The following is an 842-nucleotide window of genomic DNA, read 5'->3' as shown; positions in this document are numbered from 1 at the left end:
GATTTAGATTACATTACCAATATAAAATATTAACCAATGTTTTTAATTATAAAACCCCATTTGGGTAAAAGTTTCGGGTGGTATGACAATGAGTTTAACGAAGCCCCAAATTTTTTAACCAAAACCGAATTTTTAAGTCTAAAAATTGGTAATTAATGACAGAGAATACATTTTACAGACCCGTTACACATCACGGTTATAAAACTCAAAAAATAGAGGGCAACTTAAAAAATAGCTTTCATCATGTCCCAAAAGCTATTTTAAGAAAAGGAGATGAAATCTGGAATATTGCCATAGAAAATATTGGTAAAAAGAGAGATTTTCATTTCGGTGATGACAAATATCTGTTACGAGATTCAGAATCTAAAGTAGTGCCTATATGGGGAGGGGGGATTATGCTATTTTGCTTTCTAGGTTTTTTATATGGAGGGGGTGGGGAGCAATTTTACATATGGCCTACAAGTAGAATTATAATGGTTTCGCTTACAGGTTTTTTTTTACTATTCTTTATTTTTTACTTTTTTACCATGCCAAAAAAAGAGGATATATTAAATCGTAAAGATGGTACGATTACCTTTACAGGCAGTTTTTGGGGCAAAAATATTACCATGCCTTTTAATAAAGTTATTTTTCATTTTAGTACAGGTGGCGATAATATGGTTGGTGCCTATATGCTACAAATAGTGCGTCCAACTAATCTTACATTTTGTATGTCTAATTATGGGAGTGATTGTTATGAAAGTATTTCTGGAATTGTTTGGTATATGGATAAAAACCGCCCTTTACCACCAGGTACTGCTTTTGACCCTTACAGAGATCAAGATTTTGAGCGTCGTAAAGCC

Annotated in this window: 1 protein-coding gene; it reads left to right on the top strand. The window is 32.8% G+C overall.

Annotated features, from left to right (window positions below):
• Positions 1-155: 155 nt before the first annotated feature.
• On the top strand, positions 156-842 hold a 687-nt coding region (locus A8C32_RS05110; protein ID WP_083253260.1), incomplete at its 3' end, for a hypothetical protein.

It is taken from the genome of Flavivirga aquatica, assembly GCF_001747085.1.
GTDB lineage: Bacteria > Bacteroidota > Bacteroidia > Flavobacteriales > Flavobacteriaceae > Algibacter_C > Algibacter_C aquatica.
The sequence above is the reverse complement of the archived record's forward strand: the minus strand, read 5'-3'. Positions and strand labels throughout refer to the sequence as shown.